The sequence below is a fragment of the Kocuria palustris genome, assembly GCF_007666205.1.
Classification (GTDB): Bacteria; Actinomycetota; Actinomycetes; order Actinomycetales; family Micrococcaceae; genus Kocuria; species Kocuria palustris_A.
In genome coordinates, this window is sequence record NZ_VDOR01000001.1 from 103,777 (window position 1) to 120,477 (window position 16,701).

The 16,701-nt window shown below is 75.0% G+C and carries 16 protein-coding genes; 4 read left to right on the forward strand and 12 right to left on the reverse strand.

The features are described 5' to 3' along the window. Positions 1-24: 24 nt before the first annotated feature. From FSY66_RS00460 to FSY66_RS00490, 7 genes are all read right to left on the reverse strand, one after another. A complete protein-coding gene (locus FSY66_RS00460) occupies positions 25-2,124 on the reverse strand; it encodes a glycoside hydrolase family 15 protein (RefSeq protein WP_144790208.1) in 2,100 nt (699 codons plus the stop codon). 373 nt (positions 2,125-2,497) lie between these two features. Continuing rightward, entirely contained in the window at positions 2,498-2,680 is a 183-nt protein-coding gene (locus tag FSY66_RS00465) for a hypothetical protein (RefSeq protein ID WP_144790210.1), read from the reverse strand. Positions 2,681-2,870: 190 nt separating this feature from the next. Next, positions 2,871-3,314, reverse strand: a complete 444-nt coding sequence (locus FSY66_RS00470) for a hypothetical protein (protein ID WP_144790212.1) — start codon at positions 3,312-3,314, stop codon at positions 2,871-2,873. A 132-nt stretch (positions 3,315-3,446) separates the two neighbouring features. Continuing rightward, positions 3,447-4,070, reverse strand: coding sequence for a DUF308 domain-containing protein (locus FSY66_RS00475; protein ID WP_144790214.1), 624 nt, complete (start codon positions 4,068-4,070; stop codon positions 3,447-3,449). A 126-nt stretch (positions 4,071-4,196) separates the two neighbouring features. Continuing rightward, the gene (locus tag FSY66_RS00480; RefSeq protein ID WP_186304329.1) at positions 4,197-4,790 is read right to left on the reverse strand and encodes a DUF805 domain-containing protein; all 594 of its coding nucleotides are present in this window, start codon (positions 4,788-4,790) and stop codon (positions 4,197-4,199) included. A 288-nt stretch (positions 4,791-5,078) separates the two neighbouring features. Continuing rightward, positions 5,079-5,960 carry a universal stress protein gene (locus FSY66_RS00485; RefSeq protein WP_144790218.1) on the reverse strand — a complete coding sequence of 294 codons (882 nt, stop codon included), beginning with the start codon at positions 5,958-5,960 and terminating at the stop codon, positions 5,079-5,081. A gap of 236 nt (positions 5,961-6,196) precedes the next feature. Beyond that, positions 6,197-7,567, reverse strand: coding sequence for an MATE family efflux transporter (locus tag FSY66_RS00490; protein WP_144790220.1), 1,371 nt, complete (start codon positions 7,565-7,567; stop codon positions 6,197-6,199). A gap of 126 nt (positions 7,568-7,693) precedes the next feature. On the opposite strand from FSY66_RS00490, the gene FSY66_RS00495 reads away from it, so the two are divergent. After that, positions 7,694-9,112 (forward strand): hypothetical protein, encoded by a 1,419-nt coding sequence (locus FSY66_RS00495; RefSeq protein WP_144790222.1) that lies wholly within the window; start codon positions 7,694-7,696, stop codon positions 9,110-9,112. A 17-nt stretch (positions 9,113-9,129) separates the two neighbouring features. Here FSY66_RS00495 and FSY66_RS00500 read toward each other — a convergent pair whose 3' ends face one another. Next, on the reverse strand, positions 9,130-9,513 hold the full coding sequence (locus tag FSY66_RS00500; RefSeq protein WP_144790224.1) for an RNA-binding S4 domain-containing protein: 384 nt from the start codon (positions 9,511-9,513) through the stop codon (positions 9,130-9,132). A 494-nt stretch (positions 9,514-10,007) separates the two neighbouring features. Beyond that, on the reverse strand, positions 10,008-10,475 hold the full coding sequence (locus FSY66_RS00505; RefSeq protein ID WP_144790226.1) for an SRPBCC family protein: 468 nt from the start codon (positions 10,473-10,475) through the stop codon (positions 10,008-10,010). A gap of 121 nt (positions 10,476-10,596) precedes the next feature. Here FSY66_RS00505 and FSY66_RS00510 point away from each other — a divergent pair, with 121 nt between their 5' ends. Beyond that, positions 10,597-11,571, forward strand: coding sequence for an N-acetylglucosamine kinase (locus tag FSY66_RS00510; protein ID WP_260853271.1), 975 nt, complete (start codon positions 10,597-10,599; stop codon positions 11,569-11,571). A 41-nt stretch (positions 11,572-11,612) separates the two neighbouring features. Continuing rightward, positions 11,613-12,950: a hypothetical protein gene (locus tag FSY66_RS00515; RefSeq protein ID WP_144790228.1), complete on the forward strand. Its 1,338-nt coding sequence runs from the start codon at positions 11,613-11,615 to the stop codon at positions 12,948-12,950. 112 nt (positions 12,951-13,062) lie between these two features. Here the strand turns inward: FSY66_RS00515 and FSY66_RS00520 are convergent, their stop codons facing one another. Next, the gene (locus FSY66_RS00520) at positions 13,063-14,061 is read right to left on the reverse strand and encodes a hypothetical protein (protein ID WP_144790230.1); all 999 of its coding nucleotides are present in this window, start codon (positions 14,059-14,061) and stop codon (positions 13,063-13,065) included. 240 nt (positions 14,062-14,301) lie between these two features. Between FSY66_RS00520 and FSY66_RS00525 the strand changes: the two genes are divergently transcribed. Then, positions 14,302-14,829: a mycothiol transferase gene (locus FSY66_RS00525; protein WP_144790232.1), complete on the forward strand. Its 528-nt coding sequence runs from the start codon at positions 14,302-14,304 to the stop codon at positions 14,827-14,829. 52 nt (positions 14,830-14,881) lie between these two features. On the opposite strand, the gene FSY66_RS00530 is transcribed toward FSY66_RS00525, so the two are convergent. Both FSY66_RS00530 and FSY66_RS00535 read right to left on the reverse strand, forming a co-directional pair. Continuing rightward, on the reverse strand, positions 14,882-15,544 hold the full coding sequence (locus FSY66_RS00530; protein WP_144790234.1) for a hypothetical protein: 663 nt from the start codon (positions 15,542-15,544) through the stop codon (positions 14,882-14,884). 166 nt (positions 15,545-15,710) lie between these two features. After that, on the reverse strand, positions 15,711-16,649 hold the full coding sequence (locus FSY66_RS00535; RefSeq protein WP_144790236.1) for a hypothetical protein: 939 nt from the start codon (positions 16,647-16,649) through the stop codon (positions 15,711-15,713). Positions 16,650-16,701: the final 52 nt, after the last annotated feature.

The window sequence follows — 16,701 nt, forward strand, 5'->3', positions numbered from 1 at the left end:
TTCCGGCCGCTCAGGGGCGTCCGCTCAGCGCTCGCGGGTCAGGTCCTCCTGCTCCGGGGCCTCGGGGTCGTCCTCGGGGCGGTCGTGGGCGACGGGCGCGGGACGCCGCCCTTCGGCCAGGTCGAGGGCCCCCACGGCCTGGATCAGGCCCAGGTGCGAGACCACGTGGGGCAGGTTGCCCAGCATGCGCCCGCCCCGGCCGGGCTCGCCCTCGTAGACGGTCGAGAACAGCCCGAGATCGCTGCCGCGGCGCACCACCCGCGCCAGCGTGCGCCGGGCCTCGTCGAGGCGCCCGCTGCGGGCCTGGTACGTCGCCAGCCACAGCGTCACGCCGACGTGGGGGCTGTCCGGGCCCGCGAAGCCGTCCTGGCCGATCTGGGCCTCGAACTCCTCCGGATCCGCGCCCGGGGGCACCGCGATGTTCTCGTAGCGGCGCAGCCCGCCCAGATCGGTCCCGAGCTCGGACACGATGCGCTCAGCCGTACGCACCATGCGCTCGTCGTCCCAGGCGACGAAGCCCAGGCTCGGCAGCTGCAGCAGCGAGGCGTCCACGCTCTGGGAGCCGTAGCGCTGCACGAAGCTGCCGACCGCCGGGTCGTAGCCCGAGGTCCAGATCTCGAGGGCCAGCTGGTCGCGATGCGATTCCCACAGCTGCAGGTCGCCGTCGAGCCCGTGGACCCGGACCGCGTCCACGCCGGCCTGCAGGGCCGCCCACATCATCACCCGGGAGTGGGTGTGGAACCCGCGATCGCCGCGCATCTCCCAGATGCCCTGGTCGGCCTCCTCGAAGCCCGCGATCACGTGCCCCAGCAGGGCCTTCTGGATGGGCCACGAGAGCTGGTCCTCCTCGAGACCGCGGCGACGCAGCTTCTCGAAGGCGACCAGCAGGTACCCGGCCGTATCGGACTGCAGCCTCCCGGACGACGAGTTGCCCACGCGCACGGGCCGCGAGCGCTCGTAGCCGCTCAGGTCCATGGTGTGCTCGCCGGTCCCGCGCTCGCTGCCCACGCCGTAGACGCTCTGGATGTCGTCGGTGTGCCCGGCCACCGAGCGCAGCAGCCAGTTGCGCAGCTGCAGCGCCTCGCGGTCGTGGCCGTGGTCGAGCATGACCTCGAGGGCCTGGGCGCCGTCGCGCAGCCACGAGTAGCGGGCATCCCAGTTGCGCTCCCCGCCGATCCGCTCGGGAAGGGAGGTCGACGTCGAGGCCACGAGACCGCCGCTGCGCTGGTGCATCAGGGCGCGGACCACCAGCAGGGAGCGCCGCACCGCCTCCTCGCGCTCGCGCAGATCCAGCAGGGGCACGTCCTCGGACTCCGCGGCCGCCCCGCCGTAGGAGGGCTCGGAGGGCTCGCCGTCCTCCGCGTCCTCGCGCTCGCCCTCTGCGGCCTGGCCGCTGCCGGGCCACTGCGCATCCCACTCGCGCCACGTCTCGAGGGCGGTGCGCAGCTCGTCGCCGACGTCCAGCATGGCCGGCGGCTGGCGGTGCGACTCGAAGTGGGTGAGCACCAGATCCCGCGTCTGACCGGCCGAGACGGTGAAGCGGGAGACGTGGCGGGGCCCGCCCTCGTCCTCGATCCGCTCGGGGGCGACCTCGCTGCGCAGGACCATGGCATCGGGCCCGGCCATGGCGATCAGCTCGTCCTCGCCGGGCTCGCCGGTCTCGGGATCCTCGGCGCCCGCGAAGTGCGAGATCCAGGGGACCGTCCTCCCGTAGCCGAAGCGCAGGCGCAGGTCCTGGATCATCTCGACCTCCCCGGTGAGGCCCTCCACGCGGCGCGCGATGTCGAGCTGGGGGCTCAGCGGCATGAAGTCGGTCACCCGCACCGAGCCGGTGGCGGTGATCCACACGGTGTGCAGCACGAAGGTGTGCTCGGCGTAGAAGCGGTCGCCCACGCGGCACTCGTCGCGCCACTGCTCGACGGGCAGGTCGCGGCCCTCGTCGTCCGCCGTCGCGGCCGGAGCCAGCAGCCAGCGGCCGTCGTCCGCATCGCCCAGGAGCGCGCCGAAGACCGACGGGGAGTCGTAGCGGGGCACGCACAGCCAGTCGATCGAGCCGCGGCGCGAGACCAGCGGACCGGTCTGCATGTCGGAGAGCAGTGCGTAGTCCTCGAGGGGGGATGCCATGCCACCAATCTGGCATATCCGCAGCCCTCGCGGGCGCCGCGCCCGCGGCGGGGACGCGCGGGGCGCCGCGGCCGACGATCTCCGGTCGTCGCAGCGGCGCCCCGCGGCCCCGCTCCGGAGCCGATGCCCCGGAGCGGGCACTCTCCCCGCCCCCTGCCGGCGGTCTCCCGTCCGCGGCAGGGGGCCCGGCCGCCTGTCCGGGGGCGGCCGGTCTCCGCCCGAGCAGCCTCGGGCGGAGCCCTGTCCGTCGCCGGCTCGGTGCGGGAGCCGATGACGCGTCGTGATCCGTGCGCGGGCCGCGCACGGAGGTCCGTGGGCCCCGGGCCGGCGGTCCCCGCGCGCAGAGGCGGGAGGCGGGCCCGGGCCGGGTCGATCAGATCCGGCGGGCGCCGGCGGCCCGCCGCAGCAGCGCGAGCCCGCCGACGAGCGAGCCCGCGGCCAGGAGGGCCGGAACGAGCCGCTGGGCACCCCGCTCGACGCCCGGCCGATCGGCGGCGCCGAGGACCAGCAGCGGCAGGGATGCCGTGATGATGCGGGTGGAGCGTCGAACGGACATGTCGTCCTCCTCGTCTCATGTGCTGTTGCAATCTTCGCAGAAGCACATTGCAGATGCAAACAGCATCTCGAGGAGCCGCCGCGGATGACGAAGGCCGCGGACCGGATGCTCCGGTCCGCGGCCCTTCCCGTCGGCGGCGTCGCTGCGCAGGGTCGCCCGCCGGCCTGTCAGGTCCGGGGAGCCGCCCGCGTCACTGCTCGGGGTGGACCCGCTGGCCGAACTGCGGCCCGCCGTCGTCATCCCGGCGATCGCTCCCGTCGGCGGCAGGGCGCTCGGAGCCGCCGGCGGCCCCGGTCTCCTCGACCGCCTGCTGCTCGCGGCGCTGCCGGGCCTCGCGGGAGGCGCGCTTCTCGGCATAGAGCTTGGCCGACGAGCGGTTGACGCCCGTGCCCTCGCCCAGGGAGGGGTCGTTCGGCTTCTCGATCATCATGAGCGTCGCGCAGACGACCACGGAGGCGATGAAGGCGATCCCGCCGATGATCAGGCCGAGATCCAGGCGCAGTCCGCCCTCGGTCCCGCCCGAGCCCACGATCGACGCGATGGCGAACGCCACGAGGCCCAGGACCGCGGACACCCCCAGAGGTGCCTTCACGTCCGGCGCGCGGCGGGCGGGCCGTCGGTTGTCTCGGGCCAAGGGGCTGTCCTCCTGAGTCGTCGATGTGCGCGGCCGCCGCTCCCGCTGCGCGGGGGCCGGCGCCGCGGCGCTGGCGGGCTCCTGCGCGGGCGCCCGAGGGGCCCCGGGGCGCAGGAGGTACACCGGGCCAGTCTACTCCGAGCGGTGCGGCGCGGTCTCGTCGGCCGGACCGGACGAGGGATCGGCCTCCCGGGCGCCCTCGCGCGCGTCGTGGCGCAGGGACAGCGCGCCCAGCAGCAGGAGCACGCCGGAGATGATGGCGGCCCCGCCCACGACCCCCAGGATCGCGTGCGGGCCCAGGCCTGCCACGAGCAGGACGCCGATCGCGGCGGCGGCCGTGACCAGGCCCGCGATCTGCCAGTCCCGGGCCAGCGGGTGCTGCGAGCGGCGGGACGTGCCCACCCAGCCCTCGGGCAGGCCGGCGAGGAAGAGCACCACGGAAGCGACCAGGGCCAGCACCGCAGCCGTCTCCGGGATCATGACCACCGCGATGCCGCCCAGGATCCACATGACCCCGGTCGAGCGCGGCACGGAGGCCAGCGTCCCCAGATCCAGGCTCGGATGCTCGCGGGCGCGCAGATCGGTCCACAGCACGCAGACGCCGACGGCGGCCATCCACAGGCCGAGCAGCCAGATGCTCAGGCCCAGGCCGGGGGCCGTCACGAAGATCGTCCCGGCCGCGAAGGCCAGCGTCACGAGCGCGCGGACCAGGGTGGGTGCGACGAGGCTGCGCAGAGCGGCGGGGTCGTGGGACACGGGACATCCACTTTCCGGAGAAGACGACGGCGGGGCACCCGCCATGCGGATGCCCCGCCACTGTAGTGCCCGGCCCCGGCCGCCCGAGGATCCGGGGCGGCAGCCTCCGGCAGTCCCGCCCGCGCCTCAGGCGTCGAAGCGCGCGCCCCTGGGGTTCGACGGCTCGATCATGAAGAAGAGCAGGATGAACGACCCGACGAGCGGCACGAAGGTGATGAAGTACCACCAGCCGGAGCGATCCGCGTCGTGCAGCCGCCGCACGGTGACGGCCAGGGACGGGACGAGCACCGCCAGCGTGAAGACCATGTAGAGCAGAGCCGCCAGCAGCGCGAATCCCGTGCCGGCTGCACCGGTCGCGCCGACGTCGCCGCCATTGCTGCTCGCCGGGATCGTGACCAGCAGCGAGGCCAGCATCAGGACGATGATGAAGGCGAAGCCCGCGAGCATGAGCACCAGGGTGACCCACCAGTACTCGGAGCGCGATGCCCGCCCCGTGAACTGGGCGTACTTGCCGAAGAAGTTCCGGATCGCCCCCGCCGGCCCGACCGCTTCGCCGGGCTGCGTCCCCTGCGGCGGCTGGGCCCATCCGCCGTGGGCGGCGCCGTGCCCGAACCCGCCCGGCACATAGCCGCTCGGCTGCGGGCCGGGCGGCTGGGCCGAGGACTGCTGATGGGGCCCGGGCTGCTCGTGCGGCTCCGGGTTGTACTGGGGCGTGCTCATGGACTTCCTCCGAATGCCGGGGACGGCGCTGCCGGGCGGCGGACCCTTGAGCCCGGGCCGCCTCCGCGCCTGACTGCTGTCAGGAGCATCCTGGGCCATGGGCGGCGGGGCCGGCGGCTGCGCGGCCGCGATCCGTCGCAGATGACATCCCCCCCCCCCGGGGGCGCGACCCCGGCGCCGATGGTCCCGGCGCCTGCCGCCACGGGTCGATGGCCCGGGACGGCGACGGGCGCCCCTGCCCGCCGGAGGGGAAGGGGCGCCCGTCGAGAGCCGGGACGCGGGTCCGGATCAGCCTGCGTCGGCCTGGCTGCGGTTCGGGACCACCATGACGGGGCACTCGGCATCGACCAGCACGGCCTGGGAGACCGAGCCGATCAGCAGGCCGCGGAAGCCGCCGCGCCCGCGGGTGCCCATGACGATGATGTCGGCGGAGCCGGAGGCCTGCACAAGGGCGTCGGCCGGGCGGCCCGACAGGATGTGGATGCTGGTGCCCAGGCCGGGGAACTGCTCGGCGATGCTGTCCTCGACCTCCTGGAGCATGGTCCGGGCCGGCTCGGTCAGCTGCTCGGCGACCGCCGCGTCCAGCTCCGCCGACCCCGAGGGCAGCGACGTCATGGAGGGGATCACGGTCACGAGTGAGAGGCCCTTGCCGTGGGCCTGGGCGTACTCGGCGGCCCGCTTGACCGACGGGGACTCGATGCCGAGCTTGTCGACGGCCACGACCACGCGGCCGGTGAAGTCGCCCTCGGAGGACTCCCAGCCGTCCGGCAGGACGATCACGGGGCACTCGGCGTGGGCGGCGGTCGCCGCGGAGACCGAGCCGAGCCGTCCGCGCAGGCCGTGGAGGCCGCGCTTGCCCAGGACCACGAGGGAGCTGGTGCGGGATTCGGCCACGAGCACTCCGGCGACGTCGCCGCGCTCGAGGACGCCCTGGGCGGAGACCCCGGCGTCCTTGGCCTTCTGCACGCCGCGGCGAGCGGTCTGCTCCGCCTCGTCCTCGATCTTCTCCAGGAACGGCCCGGTGATCGCGGCGTCGGCGACGACGGGGCGCCCCGTGGAGACGACCACGGTCAGCTCGCCCTGGGCCGCCTTGGCCTCCTGGATGGCCCACTCCAGGGCCTGCTCCGCGAACTCGGAGCCGTCGTAGCCGACGAGGATCTTCTGCGTCATCGCTCTGCCTTTCCACGTTGAAAGCCGGTGGAGAGGCCCGGAGCGACCTGGTGGATCGGGCCCGGGGACCGGTCGCAGGTGCACCGCGGTCCCGACCGCCTCTCCGCTCCCATTGTATGACGCCGCGCACAGAAGCCCCGTCCGAGGTGGCAACCAGCGGCATCCGGGCCCCGGCCGGCGCGGACGCCGCCCCGTCGGCCCAGGAGGCGGCGGCGGGCGGGCGCCCGCGGCGTCCCTCAGGCCTGCAGGAGCCAGCGGTCGCCGCGGGCCCGCACGCCCAGGGTGACGGCGCGGGCGCCCATGTAGCCGAACGCGTAGGCCGCCCACAGCAGCATCAGCCCGGCCGTGCCACCCGCGCCGGACGCGGCGAGCGCGCCGAGCAGCGGCAGGTAGACCACGAGGTTCACCACCCCGGCCAGCGCCAGGTAGCGGGCATCCCCCGCGCCGATCAGCACGCCGTCGAGCACGAACACCCACGCCGCCAGCGGCTGACCCAGGGCCACCACGATCATCCCCAGGGCGAAGAGCCGCTGGACCTCGGGCGACGGCGTGAGCAGCGGGGCGGCCAGCGGCAGGACCAGTCCCACCACGAGGCCGGTCGCGACCCCGAAGACCATGCCGAACGCGACGATGCGCCGCACGAGCGCGCGGACCGCGGCTCGGGCCCGCTCGCCCTCGGCCCCGGCGGCTCGGGGGTCCCGCGCCCCCGTCTCGCGCCCCACGAGCGCCTGCGCGGCGATGGCCAGCGCGTCCAGCGCGTAGGCCATGACGTTGAAGATCGTCATGATCAGCTGATAGGCCGCGAGGCTCTCCGCCCCCTGCCGCGTCGCGACCACGACGGTGAGCATCAGGGCCGCACGCAGGGACACCGTGCGCAGCATCAGCCACGACCCCACGCCCATCAGGGCGCCGACCCGCCGCGGAGTCGTCCCCAGCCCCACGCCCTCGGCCCGGCACTTCCGACCGAGCAGGAGCAGGTACGCCGCGGCCATGGCCCACTGCGTGAGGCTCGTCCCCAGTGCGGCTCCGGCCACGCCCAGGCCGGCCCCGTGGACCAGCGCCACGTTGGCGCCCCCATTGGCCGCGGCCCCCGCCATGGCGATGACCAGCGGCGTCCGGGTGTCCTGCAGGCCGCGCAGCACGCCGGTCGCGGCCGTGACGAGCAGGATCGCCGGCAGTCCCGGCAGCGACCACCAGAGGTACGACGACGCCTGCGCGAGCACCTCCCCCTGGCCGCCCATGGCCCGCAGCAGCGGCCGTCCGAGCGCGGCGCCCAGCAGGGCCAGGGCGAGGCCGAGCCCCGCGCCGAGCCAGAGCCCGTCGCGCCCGACGGCCAGGGCGTCGCGCATCCGCCCGGCCCCCAGGTGCTTGGCCACGGCGGGCGTCGTCGAGTAGGCCAGGAAGACCATCAGGCCCACCGCGGTCTGGACGACCGCCCCGGCCAGGGCCACCCCGGCCAGCGGCTCCGTGCCCAGCCGGCCCACGATCACCGTGTCGGCCAGCAGGAAGAGCGGCTCTGCGATCAGCGCCCCGAAGGCCGGCACAGCCAGCGCCAGGATGCGCCGGTTGAGCCCACGGCCCCCGGGGACCTCCCTGTGCTCCGCCACGACCTGCCCTCCGCTGCGCTCGCTCCTCTGCCCGACGGGCTCGACGTGCCCGCCCCGGGCCGACAGCGCCCGTTGCTAGCCTGCCACTGTATCCAGCCCAGTCCGCCCGCCCTCCAGGAGGTCGCGATGGCCCGCTCGTCCGGCGGGCGCCCCGTGCGCTCCTCCCACCCGTCGTGGCCGCCGCTGCGGGTGCGGGCGCTGCTCAACGGCCTGGTCGCGGTCCTGGCCGGCGTCGGTCTGCTGTGGCTGACCTGGGGCGCGCTCGACTTCACCGTCTACGACGCCTCCGCCGTCCCCGCCGCCGTGCGGATCATCGCCCTGTGGCTCGCGGTCGCCATGCCGATCGCGTGGCTGGCCATCGGCCTGCATCTGATCGCGGCGGCCGCGCTCGGCGGCGACCGCGTCCTGCTCGCGCACGGCTCGGCCGAGTGGGAGCCCGGGCCCCGCGACGACGTGCTGCGCGGCATCCGGATCCGCCGCTGGCGGCTGGGGCTCACCGGGCAGCGCCGGATCTCCGCGCGGACCCTGGGCTGGCTGCCGGAGCTGTCCCCCTACCCCCTGGCTCCGCTGGCCGCCGGGATCCTGGTGCTGCTCGCGATGACCGCATGGATGGCCCGCGGGTACGGCCTCGGAGTCATCGCGCTGCTGCTGGCCGCGCTGTGGCTGGGCTGGCGCCTGCTGCGGGGCTGGCAGGCCTGGACCGACGTGCACGATCTGACGGGTGCCCGCACCGCGGAGGATCGCCCCCTGGCGGAGGAGGACCCCACCCCCGACGAGGCCTGGGACGAGCCCGAGGCCCCCGTCGTCGTCCTGCCCCGCGATCTCCGCGAGGAGCGGCGGTCGTCGGGCATCGCCGCCACGCGGCCGATCGACCGCGCGCACGAGGCCGCGGACGACCCCGCGGCCGGGCCGCCCCTGACCGTGGACGACGCCGAGCACCGCGCCGCCCGCCGCCGGCCCGCCCCGGAGCCGGAACCGGAACCGGACACGGCGCAGCTCGAGGTCGTGGCCGGCGACGAGCCGGACGCCCCGGCCAGGCGCGGCTCCCGCGCGTCCTCGCGCGCCGCCCGAGCTCGCACGCGGCGCGGCGACCGCCAGCCCGACGAGGGGCCTCCCGAGGTCCTGGTGGACCGCTCGGTCCAGCGCGCGATCCGCGCCAAGCAGGCCGCCCGCGAGCGTCGCCGCGCAGAGGGGGAGGGCGCCGAGGCCTCGCCGGGGCAGGGACGAGGCGGGAGCGGGCGGACCCGCCCGGGGCGCCGGGCCCCGGTGCAGCCGCGTCCTCAGGGGATGCGGGCCTACCTGGGCAGGCGGACGCGCCAGGGCCAGGAAAACTCCGGGACGCGGGCCCTGCGCGAGTCCGCGCAGCCGCCGAGGACCGCCACGCACGGAGGCGAGGAGCCGTTCGACCAGACGGGCTCGCAGCACCGGGCCGGTGGAGGCGCACCGACCGCCGCCGATGCGATCGACGAGATCTACGGGCGGGAGGACACCGCCCCGTCCCTGCTGTCCTACCTCTCGCGCCGCCGGGACGACGGCCGCTGCTGAGCCCCGCGGCCGGGAGCTCAGTGGCCGCGCAGCTGCTCGATCTTGCGCCGATCCTTCTTGGTGGGCCGTCCCGCGCCCCGGTCGCGCCGCGGGGCGGCCGCGCGCAGCTGCGGGGGCGGCGGGGTCGAGCGGTCCTCGTAGCACTCGCGGGCCACGGGGGCGCCGACGCGCTTGAGCAGCAGCCGGCGCACCACGAGCTCCTGCTGCCAGCCGGGGCGCCGGACGGTGACCGCATCGCCCACCCGCAGCGCCTGGGCCGCCTTCACGGGCGCGCCGTTGAGCCGCACGTGGCCGGCCCGGCAGGCCGTGGTGGCCTCCGATCGCGTCTTGAAGATGCGCACCGACCACAGCCACACGTCCAGGCGGACGGAGGAGGGGCCGTTGTCCGAGGGAGCGCTCATGCCCTCCATGATCCCATGCGGCAGTCGGCCGGGTCCTGTCAGGTGTGCTCTTGCTCACATCCGGGCCCGGGAGTAGCGTGCACCGCACCACAGGCCGACAGACGGGAGTCCGGATGGAGAGCGCGTTCCGCAGCGGCACCGAGACGGGCAGGGCTGCCGAAGCCGTGCAGGGACAGGCCGGAGCAGACCGCAGCAGCCGACCGGTTGACGATCGAGCCCAGCACAACGGGAGACGGGTCATCAACACACCGGCGGCGCGCATGCGGCGCAGGCGAGAACCATCGAGAGAGCACGGTGGCGAGCCGACCCCGCAGTAGGACCGAGAAGACCGCAGGACCCCGGAGGCGATCGCGACGCCCCGGGGTCCTCGCATGTCCGGGCACCCGGGCACCCGGACACAGAGCCGCGCCCCCGGTCGTGCAGACCGGGGGCGCGGCTCGTCGTCATCACGCGCCTGCGCTCAGCCGAGCGCGGACGACGCGCGGGTCAGTCGCTCAGGAGGCGACCGCGGAGGCCAGCCGGTTCATGGACTGCTCCAGCTCCTCCTCGGAGATCATCGGGAAGTGGACCTTCTTGAGGATCTCCGGGTTGGCGTCCTTCCAGGTGTAGGTCTGGGTGACGCGCGTCTGGGTCTCGCCCAGGTTCTCGAGCTCCCAGACCCACTCCCAGCCGTTGTCCTCGACCGTGGTGCCCTGTTTGGCGGGCTTCCAGGCGATCAGCTTGTTGGGGTCGAAGCCGGTGACCGTGTTGTCGGTCTTGTACTCCCCGCCCTGGTCGTCGCGGTACATGTCCATCGTGAAGACGTCGCCGACCTTCTCGATGCGCTGGTCCGAGCCGTTCTTGACGCTGCCCGAGCCGTCGATGTCGACGTGGCGGGCAGGGAGGGACAGGACCTCGAAGATGTCGGCGGCAGCGGCGTCGATCTCGCGGGTGACGATGACCGAGGTGTCATTGGTCGTCATGAGGAGGTCTCCTTTCATGAGGTGGCGTTCGCGGGCTCCACAGTAGGAAGCCTGCGGCCCCGATCACAACGACGTTCTCCCGTAGGTGAACACCTCGGTCGCCCCTGGCTAGGCTGAGCGCATGAAAGGGCAGCTGCGGACCGTGCTCGGCCTGGACATCGGCGGGACCTCGACCCGCGGTCTGCGCGCCGACGGCCCCGCAGGAGCGCCGGCGCGCGAGCTGCGCCTCCGCGCGGAGGCCTCCGGCGGCAGCGCGAACATCCAGAACGTCTCGTCGGACGCGGCCCGCGACGTGCTCTCCCGAGTGCTGGGCGAGCTGGGCGCGAAGGACGTCGCCGCCTTCGGACGCACGGACGTCGTGATCGGCGCCGGGGGCGTCGACACCGACGCGGACGCGCAGCGCCTGCGCGGCCTCGTGCTCGAAGCCGCCCCTGGGCTGGCGGGCGCCTCCCTCCGGATCGTGCACGACACGCGCCTGCTGCTGGCCGCCGCCGGCGCGGACACCGGGATCGCCCTGATCGCGGGGACCGGCTCGGTCGCCTGGGGGTGCTCCCCGGACGGGTGCGAGGCCCGCCGCGGCGGCTGGGGCTACCTGCTCGGCGACGAGGGCAGCGCCTGGTGGCTGGGGCGCGAGGCCGCGCGCCGGGCCCTGGCCCGCGCGGACTCCGGAGCCCCCGCCGATGCGCTCGACCGCGCCGTGCTCGCCGCTCGCGGGCTGCGGCGGCCCTCCGAGCTGATCGGCGACTTCCATGCGCACCCGGACCGGACCGCGTGGGCGAGCCTGGCGGCCGAGGTCGATCGCTGCGCTCGGCACGGCCACGACGGCGCCCGCGCGCTGCTCCGGACCGCCGCCGGAGAGCTGATCCGCCTGGCGGCCGGCGTGGGCGAGCAGCTCGGGCTCACGGGCCCGCTCGTGGTCGGCGGCGGCCTGACGGCGTCGTCCCTCCTGGTCGAGGCCCTGGCCGACCGGGCCGGCGGGGCCGGGCTGGCCGCCCCGCTGCCGCTGAGCGAGCCGCCCGTCCGGGGCGCGCTGCACCTGGCCGACCGCCCGCCGGCCCCGGCCGGCGCGCCAGCAGGGGCCGAGCCGCCCGCGTAGGCTCGGGCACGACATCCCTTCCGACGAAAGAGGTGCCGATCGTGTCTCCGAACCGCTCTCGCGGCTCCACCGGAGGATCCGCCGACCGCCCGGACGACGCCTCGTCCGGGCCGCTGTCCTGTCCGTCCCGGCTGCTGCAGGCCGGCCCCGATCAGCTGCGCCCGCTCACCGCGCAGCCCGAGGCCTCCCGCGAGTCGCTGCGCGCCGTCGCCGCGGACTCCTCGGCGGCCGTCGAGGACCGGATCGCCGCGGCCGTCCTGCTGGACGCCGTGCTCGACGATCCCCGCGCCGCGGAGACGGTCGCCGCGGAGGACGCCGAGACGCCGGAGGCGCTGCGCCTGCGGTTCTCCCCTCAGCTGCGCCCGTCGGCGGCCAGGATCCTCGGCACGCCGGCCACGATGCGCCTGCTGACGTGGGCCGCCGAGAGCACCCCGGGGGCTCCGCCCGTCGAGGCCGCGGAGGCCGCCGCGCACCTGGGCGTCGACGACGACGGCCGAATCTACGGGCGCGTCTCCCAGCGAGCCGTGCAGATCGCCGAGCACGGCGGCCTGGGCCGGGCCGCGAAGGATCGCCTGCGCACCTTCACGGACGCGCTCGGGGCCGCGGACCAGCAGGCCAGGAGGCAGCGGGCCGAGCGCGCGGCCTCCCGCCCCGATGTCGCCGCTGCCTCGGAGCAGGACCCCGCTTCGGAGGCGCCCGCCTCCGATCCGCGCACACGGGCGGCCCCCGAGGCCCCTGCCCGCCGGGGCCCTGAGGAGCCGGGGCCGGACCCGCACGATGCCGACGACGACGCGGCACCGGCCTCGTGGACCTCGGCGGACGATGCGGCCCTGGCCTCCATGCTCGGCCACGGCGCCGACGCGCCGAAGGACGAGCGCGGGCTGGAGGACCGCGACCGGGACGGGCAGGGCCCGGGCACCGCATCGGCACGGGACAAGGGCGACGACGGCCGCGGGCCGTCGTCGCCCGCCGTCGGCGGCGCCATCGCCGCCTCCGGATCCGGTCCGGGCCGCGATGCCCCGGCGGATCCGATGGCCGGGCAGCAGCCGCCGGAGGCCCCGGCGTTCGGCCGCCCCGTCGGCTTCGACGGCGGCGCCGACGGCACCGCCGGGTCGGGCGCCTCAGCAGCCGGCGGGCCCGGGGGCCCGCTGGAGGAGGGCGTCGACGACCGGCCGGGGACCGGGCCGGGATACGGCCCCACCGGAGGGACGACCGGCACGGAGCCGCCGCGCTCCTACGACTTCCGCTATCTCGGCGACGACACGAGGTCGCCGAGCAGCGAGGCCGAGAAGGCGGAGTTCCGGACCACGCTGCGCAATTGGGGCCTGTTCGCTCTGGCCCTGGTCTTCGTGCTGATCATCGTGGGCATCATCATCTGATCCCCGTGCCGATCCGGCCGCGATGAAGGCCCTGCCCCCTCGAGGGGGCAGGGCCTTCCGCGGTCCTCGCCGCCGGGCCGGGGACCGAGCGCCTGTCCGGCCGCTCGCCCGATCACTTCGCGGTGAACTCCCACGGGCCGTTGGACTCGACCGTGATGAAGTACTCCTCGTCCGGCAGCTCCATGGTGCCCTCGCCCGGTCCCTGCTCGTTGAAGACCGTCTGCGCGGTGGGGCCGTCCGGGTCGGCCGTCTCGGCCTTGACGATGAAGTTGCCGTCGCCCTCGACCTCGACGTCGAAGCCGGTCTTCTCCTCGCCCTGCCAGTGGAAGACCTTGGCCCCGTCGCCCTTGACGGACTGGCCGGCGGAGACGTCCGGGATGTCCTCGATCGAGTAGACGTCGAACTCCCACTCGACGCCGTCCTCGGCCTCGACCTCGACATCGGTGATCCGATCGTCCATCCAGTAGGGGTCCTCGAAGCTGATGCCGGTCTGGCCGTTGCCGATGCCGCCCATGGACACGGACGATCCGTCGGTGCGCTGGCCCGTGAAGTAGGTGTACGAGTGATTGCCGCCGGTGGCCTTGCGGCTCGTGTAGACCGGGGCGTCCTCGCCGTCAGGGTGCTCGAGGGCGAACGTCGCATTGCCGGTCCCGGACTCCGACTGCGCCGGCTCGGCATCGGGGAGACCGGAGAGCTCGACGGTGCCGCCCGAGGCCGCGGCGGCGCCGGACCCGCTCTCCGCGTCGTCGGCGGAGGGCTCCTCCGACGGCTCGGGCGAGGAGGTCTCGGAGGCGTCCTCCGAGGGCTGCTGGCTGCTCGGCTCCTCCGCAGGCGACGACTCCGCCGACGAGCTCTCCTCGGATCCGCCGGCGCCCTCGGAGGCCGAGGGGTCGTCGCCCCCCTCATCCGCGGACGGGACGCAGCCCGCCAGGACCAGCCCGGCGCTCAGCGACAGCGCGCCCAGGACCAGCGGCGAGCGCCGCCTGCGCGCTCCCTCGTCCGGGCGGGGTCGGCCGATCCCGGCGCCGGGATGTCCGGCGGCGGACTGACCGGCGCCGGTCTGCTCGGGGTTCTGGGGATGCTCGGGGGTCTCGGGGGTCCGAAAGCGCATGGGGGGTCCTCTCCGCAGTGGGTCGGCGGGCGCCGGGGGCCAGCCGTGTGAGGTCCATCATCCTCCGCTTATTCCCTAACGCACATCATTTTCCCAGCATGACCGTCCATGACAGCGACAGGCGGAGCAGCCGGGGTGCCGGCGACGGCCACGCAGTCATAGGCTCGAGGCGGGCGGCATCGTCGAGACGAGCGCGCCCGCAGCCCTTCGCAGGACACGATCGACCCGCAGGAGCAGCAGATGACCGCAGCGCAGCAGATCCTCAGCGACCTCGCCCGTCGCTCCTCCCGGACCGCAGGCCTGGTGCTCGACGGCCTGAGCCTCGAGGATGCGCACACCCAGCCGGGAGGGACCCACAACTCCATCGTGTGGCTCGTGTGGCATGCGGCGCGCCAGGAGGACGTCCAGGTCGCGCAGCTGACCGGCCAGGAGCAGGTCTGGACGGCCGGCGCCTGGGCCGACCGTCTGGGCATCGACCGCGGAGCCGACGACTTCGGCTTCGGGGACACCGTCCAGCAGGTCGGGCAGGTCACCACGACGTCGCTCGACGATCTGGCCGCCTACCTCGAGGCCGTGACGGAGCACGCGGCGCAGCACGTCGAGACCCTGTCGGACGAGGCCCTCGTGGGGGTCGTCGACGACTCCTACGACCCGCCCGTCACGCGCGCCGTCCGGCTGGTCTCGACCTTCGAGGACGCCTCGACCCACCTGGGGCAGGCCGCCTACGCCCGCAGCCTCGTGGAGAGCGGCTGGTCGATCGGCTTCTGAGGCCCCGCCGCCCGCACCGGGACGCTGGACCCCGGCTCGGCCCGTCGACGGGTCAGCCCGTCAGCCCGGAGTACCACCGCCACGTGCGGTCCTTGTCCGCGGTCATCGACCCGGACACGATCCACGCGACGTCGTCGGTGTCCAGCGGGAAGAGCGGGCGCCGAGCCGCCTCCTCCCCCGGGAGGTCGGCGGCGCCGGAGTCCGTCTCCGGAGCGCCGTCGACGAGGCCCGCCCACGGGTCCTCCTGAAGCTCCTCCGGACGCGCCAGGCTCCACAGCTGGGCGAATCCAAGCGTCCGCCCGCACCGGTCGGCCAGCTCACGAGCGGTCTCGTCCGCATCCTGCGCCCCGCGCATCGGCTCCCCGTCCGCGCAGCGCACCTGCTGGGCGCCGCTCGGCGCGGCCTGCTCGCCGGGGGTCCGCGCATCCGCGACCTGCAGGAAGGCCGTCAGCAGCGCCAGGCAGGCATCCAGCACGCGCAGATCCGGGTCCGCTCCCTCGGACGCTCCCGGATGGTCGGTCGCAGCGGACGCCCCTTCGTCGAGCTGCTCCCAGGCCCAGCGCAGCCAGGACCACTGCTCTCGGGAGCCGGGCCGCACCTGGGGCCGCCACCGGGCCGCCGCGCTGCCCCAGCGCTCGTCGAGCTCGACGGCCCCGGCGACCTCGGAGTCCCGGGGCTGCTGCGGCGGAGGCGGGGGCGCGGGGTGGCTGAACATGCTGCCAGGCTACTGACCGCGGCGGGTCGCCGCCGGACACCGCGCAGCGCGCACGGCGCAGCCGCGCCGCGGCACCGCTGTCGAGCGGATCCGCGGCGCGGCTGCGGCACCCCGAGGGGCCGGGGCTCCCCGACCGGCGGCCCGGGCCGATGACCGGGGCTGCCGGTCAGGACTCCGAGGAGGCGCCGGCGGCCTCGTACTCCTCCTCGGTCATCGGGGTGAAGCTCCAGGCGCCGTCGGCCTCGACGGTGATGATGTACTCGCCCTCCTCGATCTCCATGCCGCCGGTGATGGCGCCGATCTCGTTGAACACGTACTGCGAGCCGGAGCCGTCGTCGACCGGGGACTCGCCGTGGACGATGAAGTTCGACTCGCCGTCGTGCTCGACGCCCATGTACGCGTCCTCCTCCGAGTTCCAGCGGAAGACCCCCGGGCCCTCGGCCTCGACGGTGTCGCCCGCGCCGGCCTCCGGCATGGCATCGAGGTCGTAGAAGCTGATCGTGTAGGTCTCCCCCTCGCCGGCTTGCATGTCCCACTCGGAGGTGCTGGAGGCCAGTCCGCCGCTGGAGCCGTAGGGGTCCAGCAGGAACGTGGCGGTCTCGCCCGAGTCCGCCCCGGGCAGCGCCTGGCCCTTGTCGGCCTCGCCGTAGATGTAGGTGTGCTCCTTGTCGGAGGTGTTCTCGAAGACGACCACGAGCGGCTCGTCGTGCTCGGGGACCTCGACGGCGCCGCTGCCGTGACCTTGGACGACCTCGATCGGCTCGCCGTTCATGGCGCTCGCGTCGACGGTGTCGCCGGAGGCGGAGCCGGCCTGCTTCCCGCCCGTCGTCCCGCCCTTGGCGTCGGTGCTCGGCTCGTCGTCCGGCTCGGGTGTCGACTCCTCGGTCGAGTCCTCCGTCGGCTCCTCGGAGGGCTCCTGGGTCTCGGGGGCGGACGGCTCCTGCGTCGGCTCCGTCGTCTCCGTCGTCTCCGTGGCCTGCGTGGTCTCGGTGGGCTCGTCGGGGTCGGCAGCCCCCTGGGGGACGCAGGCGGTCAGGCCGAAGGCCGCGGTCACCGCCAGCATGCCGACGGTCAGCGGGGTGCGGAGAGTGCGGGTGGTGCTCATGACGACCTCCTGGGATCGTGTGCTGCGTGCTGCTCGGGTCGAGTGCTCGTCG

Coding starts and splice junctions, on each gene's coding strand:
- FSY66_RS00535 (WP_144790236.1), bottom strand. CDS start 16,649: ATGAGCACCACCCGCACTCTCCGCACCCCGCTGACCGTCGGCATGCTG.
- FSY66_RS00530 (WP_144790234.1), bottom strand. CDS start 15,544: ATGTTCAGCCACCCCGCGCCCCCGCCTCCGCCGCAGCAGCCCCGGGAC.
- FSY66_RS00505 (WP_144790226.1), bottom strand. CDS start 10,475: ATGACGACCAATGACACCTCGGTCATCGTCACCCGCGAGATCGACGCC.
- FSY66_RS00460 (WP_144790208.1), bottom strand. CDS start 2,124: ATGGCATCCCCCCTCGAGGACTACGCACTGCTCTCCGACATGCAGACC.
- FSY66_RS00520 (WP_144790230.1), bottom strand. CDS start 14,061: ATGCGCTTTCGGACCCCCGAGACCCCCGAGCATCCCCAGAACCCCGAG.
- FSY66_RS00480 (WP_186304329.1), bottom strand. CDS start 4,790: ATGAGCACGCCCCAGTACAACCCGGAGCCGCACGAGCAGCCCGGGCCC.
- FSY66_RS00485 (WP_144790218.1), bottom strand. CDS start 5,960: ATGACGCAGAAGATCCTCGTCGGCTACGACGGCTCCGAGTTCGCGGAG.
- FSY66_RS00465 (WP_144790210.1), bottom strand. CDS start 2,680: ATGTCCGTTCGACGCTCCACCCGCATCATCACGGCATCCCTGCCGCTG.
- FSY66_RS00525 (WP_144790232.1), top strand. CDS start 14,302: ATGACCGCAGCGCAGCAGATCCTCAGCGACCTCGCCCGTCGCTCCTCC.
- FSY66_RS00500 (WP_144790224.1), bottom strand. CDS start 9,513: ATGAGCGCTCCCTCGGACAACGGCCCCTCCTCCGTCCGCCTGGACGTG.
- FSY66_RS00510 (WP_260853271.1), top strand. CDS start 10,597: ATGAAAGGGCAGCTGCGGACCGTGCTCGGCCTGGACATCGGCGGGACC.
- FSY66_RS00495 (WP_144790222.1), top strand. CDS start 7,694: ATGGCCCGCTCGTCCGGCGGGCGCCCCGTGCGCTCCTCCCACCCGTCG.